The following is a 3,877-nucleotide window of genomic DNA, read 5'->3' as shown; positions in this document are numbered from 1 at the left end:
CTCCGTCCAGGCCCAGGGCGGGGACGAACCGCCACCCCGTGACTGCATCGACTTCGAGGTCCTCATGCCCGGAGCCGCCCAGCGATACCCGCTCGACGCCGGAAATTTCGTCCTCAACAACACCTAGTTGTGCTACTGACGATGTGAGGTTCCCCGCTTTCTCGGAGGGCTTGATTTTCCCCCGGTTTCGTGGAGTTGGTTTGCTTGACTCTTGGTCACGAAGTCGTCGAAGGAGACACGTTCGTGCCAAGGCGTTATCCCGAGGAGTTCCGTCGCAAGGTCCTGGATCTGGTCGCAGCCGGGCGTCCGGTCGCGCAGGTAGCTGCGGACCTGGGCATCAGCGACCAGACGATCTATGTCTGGCGTAAACAGGAACTGATCGTTGCGGCGGATCCGGATCCAGGACGGTGGGATGCTCGAGCGCGTGCAACTCGCGCTCGCGGGCGGCCTCGGCGACGTTCACGGCGCGCTCGGCGCGGTCACGGGCATCGACGAACAAACTGTGCGCCTGGCGGCTGAGCTTGATCAGATCGTCGATGGTGTCGCCGATCCGCTCTTCCAGACTGCGCATTTTGCTGCTCCCCTCGCCTCCCTGCGGCCCGAATGAAGGGGCGTCCGGTCGTGCGAGCGGGCTCGAACCCATGAGCAACCCAACCGATGACGACGGCCGGGCCGCCTGGTGTGATGGGAGGAAGAAAAATATCATTCGGTCGCTTCTCGGACCAGGGAAGTGGCGACGGTGCTGACTGTGCACGAGGCAGCAGGGCATGAGGGCTATTGATTAGGAATAGGCTGGCGCAGTACGTCAGGGGCATAGCCGATGGATTGCGCACCCTCCAGATACCCCGCGTGACCGGGAACCTCGAGGAGATGTGCAGAGGTCGGGTAGGCGCCGATGGTCTTCGGGCTGTGGTCGGTGGGCACGGTGATGGCGATGTGTCGGCCGCTGAACGGCTGAAACAAGCCAGGGATGGCGCAGACCGGGCCGGTCACGGTGGAGGAGAACAGCCCGGCCATAGGCCCCCTCTCGGCCACAGCACGCACCATCATGATCAGCCGGACGCCCCATTGGTCGTTGCGGACGAACTCGACAGAATTCACTCGTCGGGTGTTAAAGCGAGATGGGCGGGCTTTCATCGGGCGGAGATCCCGCGCCGGGAGTTCGAGGCCTGGATACGGTCACCGACCGAAGGACCTCTCCCGCCGCTGGCTCCGCACTCTGCTCTGAATTGTTGGGAAATGCTGCTGCGAGCCGCAGCACGGAGCAAGGTGATCACCCACGCCGAACTCCGCAGGATATATGCGCCCATAACCGAGTTCAGGCAGACTGGCAAGGCCCCATCGGATCCTGAGTGGATAACACGGGAGCTGCTTCCACACGGGAAGCGGCTCTATCTTCCCGGCGACCCCGCCGGCCCGCAACCACAGCGCGGCGATGTGGTCTTGTGGGGGAGGGGCGATCACGTGGTGATGGCGACCGGGCGCACGAGCTGGGGGTCTCCTGAGGTGTACTCGTTCTGGCCGTATCCGAAGGACGTCTGGCCGTATCCGAAGGACGATTTCATGAGAGACCCGGACACCGGATCTTCGGGCATGGTGACCGATGCCGTCCAGATCACGAACATCGATGAACTGGCAGCGTATATCGACAACGGGGAAAAGATCTGGTTCGGGCGGGGGCCGTGGTAGCCGCACGGATGATGGGATACATGCTGTCGGCGCGCGGGGCCGGTGACTGCCACCGTATGGTCCGCATGCCTGCGGAACGTGTGTGACCGCGATAGCAAGGTGGGAGGGTGAAAATGGTGATGTCGAGGACGCTTGTGGCATGGCACGACCAGCCGCAACTGAAAGCCGTGGCAGTGGTGCAGATGCAGCGTATCGCCGCCTACTCCGGGTTCCGGCAAGGTGGCCAGGTGCTACAGGACGGGCGGGTCGGCGGGGGGCTGCATGTCTGCTTGTGCGCGCAGCGGCTGGCCGAGGAGCAGGGTGTACCGGTCTCGGTGGTGCTGGCGGCGAAAGACACGGTGTCCTGGCTGGATGAGAGCACTCGTCTGTGGGGTATTCCGCGGGTGGTCGGCGGGTTGATGGATCGCTGCTTCGAACGTCTTGCCGCCCATGAGGCCGGAAGGTTCGCCGTCGCCGCGATCGAGGCCATCCCGGCAGGTGCGGATCTACATTCGCTTGGTGCGCAATGGACGTCCGAGTTGCTGGCCGACCCGCGAGAAGGGGTACTGCGATACACCGCCGAAGGTTCCATCCAACACCGCGCGGTGAACCAGGTGATCGACCTGTATCGCCGCACACTCGCCGGTGACGATCCCGCACCCGCGGAGTGGACGACCGCAGCCCAGGCCGCAGCCCAGGCTGCTGCGCTTGCTGATGCCGACGAGCCCGGCGAGCCGGCAGGCCCCCCGTCCTGTGCCGCGCACACTGCGAACCTGGCTGCGGTCGCCTTCGCCCCCGACCTCGTCCCCATGCAGGTGCAGGTGGCGGCTATGCGGGCTGCGACAACGGTGCCGGACGCGGACGCGGAGGCATACCACACCGCCTACCTCCAGACCGAAGCCTTCGCCCAGGCTGCACACCAGGCCAGCGAGACCGTCCGGGCCGCGGCCGACGCATCGTTCCAGACCGTGCTGAGGCCGCTGCAGCAGGCCGCCGAACGAGCACGCACCGCCGAACGCCACCAGCGTCGACCCGACCCACGGGACGCCGCTGCCCTCCGGCAGGTCCGGGACGCCGCCGACACCGCCGCCGCCGCCTGCACACACCACTACCGATGGCGCGCAAACCAGCTGATCGAGAGCCTCACCACCGCCCACACCACCCCACGAGAGTAGGCCCGTCCATCGCCACTCGCGATTTTCGCCAGTGACATCACGTTATCTACGGTACGCCCGCACCATTGTTCGTTATCTGCTCGTCACCTCAGTGCAAGAGGTGTGGGACTTACTTGCTTACGAGGGGATTTGGGTGCTGAAGATCGGTGTCGGGGCAAGTGGTAAGGGTAGGAACCAGGGTGTCGGTGTGGAAGATGAAGGCGCACAGAGGGTGTGAAAAAGGGGCTGTGGGGCTCTGATCTGCTGCCCCTGGCTGCGTGCGTGGAATCGCACGCGACAGATACGCTCACCGAGACGACGCCGACCGGCGCGGCCGGGTTGGAGAGGGGGGACATCGTGGTGTTGCCGCAGTACCGCTACATCTGCTCCAAATGCACGGCCGGGTGGCACGACACCCCGTTCTGCCCGCACGAAAGCGCCGCAGGGCTGGGCGGCGCGATCGGCGCCCTCGTCGATGCCAACTACTAGAACCGCCAGCGCGAGAAGCAGATGGTGCGCGACGGCCTGATCCCCCCGCCCGAGGCGGGCGGCGACGATTCACGGTCGGGTGCCTGCTGCCCGAGGCGGGCGGCGACGATCGCGGGTGGGAGGCCTTCGCGCAGCATGCGTTGTTCGGTGGTGGCGCGCAGCGTGCCCGGGGAGATGTCCAGGCCGGCGTCGGCGCCGACGGCGCGGATGGCGTCGTCGACGGTGCGCACCGCCAGGCGCCGGTGCGGGGTGTGCTCGTGCGGAACAGCGCGACCTGCTCGGGCTGGCCGCGTAGCAGGCGGCGGCGTTCGGCCAGCCAGGCGACCAGCGCGGCCTGCAGCGGCACGGTCCGCACGCTGCCGCAAGTGGTTTCTCGACCGCGAAATGTTCTCCGATGGTGCGCGGCCGTTCACCGCTTCGTTGCATGCCGCTCTGAACCCCAAGATCACGGACCTGCGCTCCCAGCGCGGCCACGTGCGCCTGCAGATCAGTGGCGTCGCGAACGTGGAGAGGAGTTGGTGGCGACGCGGGTATTCGCGGACGAGGCCGCGGCCTTGGCCGCCCAC

Annotated in this window: 6 protein-coding genes and 1 pseudogene; 5 read left to right on the top strand and 2 right to left on the bottom strand. The window is 66.2% G+C overall.

From position 1 onward, the window contains the following. Positions 1-189 precede the first annotated feature (189 nt). Both GVY64_RS38545 and GVY64_RS37530 read left to right on the top strand, forming a co-directional pair. Positions 190-363: pseudogene (locus tag GVY64_RS38545) on the top strand (transposase); the annotation flags it as partial. A gap of 49 nt (positions 364-412) precedes the next feature. Then, complete coding sequence (locus tag GVY64_RS37530; protein ID WP_201298331.1) at positions 413-607, top strand: hypothetical protein; 195 nt, start codon at positions 413-415, stop codon at positions 605-607. Between the two features lie 167 nt (positions 608-774). On the opposite strand, the gene GVY64_RS36600 is transcribed toward GVY64_RS37530, so the two are convergent. Beyond that, on the bottom strand, positions 775-1,101 hold the full coding sequence (locus GVY64_RS36600) for a hypothetical protein (RefSeq protein WP_159851240.1): 327 nt from the start codon (positions 1,099-1,101) through the stop codon (positions 775-777). A gap of 168 nt (positions 1,102-1,269) precedes the next feature. Here GVY64_RS36600 and GVY64_RS36595 point away from each other — a divergent pair, with 168 nt between their 5' ends. From GVY64_RS36595 to GVY64_RS36585, 3 genes are all read left to right on the top strand, one after another. Then, entirely contained in the window at positions 1,270-1,689 is a 420-nt protein-coding gene (locus GVY64_RS36595; RefSeq protein WP_159851238.1) for a hypothetical protein, read from the top strand. 119 nt (positions 1,690-1,808) lie between these two features. After that, on the top strand, positions 1,809-2,843 hold the full coding sequence (locus GVY64_RS36590; RefSeq protein ID WP_159851236.1) for a hypothetical protein: 1,035 nt from the start codon (positions 1,809-1,811) through the stop codon (positions 2,841-2,843). Positions 2,844-3,056: 213 nt separating this feature from the next. Then, on the top strand, positions 3,057-3,311 hold the full coding sequence (locus tag GVY64_RS36585) for a hypothetical protein (protein ID WP_159851234.1): 255 nt from the start codon (positions 3,057-3,059) through the stop codon (positions 3,309-3,311). On the opposite strand, the gene GVY64_RS36580 is transcribed toward GVY64_RS36585, so the two are convergent. After that, positions 3,308-3,541 (bottom strand): hypothetical protein, encoded by a 234-nt coding sequence (locus tag GVY64_RS36580; RefSeq protein WP_159851232.1) that lies wholly within the window; start codon positions 3,539-3,541, stop codon positions 3,308-3,310. The genes GVY64_RS36585 and GVY64_RS36580 overlap by 4 nt on opposite strands. Between the last annotated feature and the right edge of the window lie 336 nt (positions 3,542-3,877).

The organism is Nocardia sp. CY41 (genome assembly GCF_009829325.1).
Taxonomy (GTDB): Bacteria; Actinomycetota; Actinomycetes; order Mycobacteriales; family Mycobacteriaceae; genus Nocardia.
This window is presented reverse-complemented; position numbering and strand designations above follow the sequence as displayed.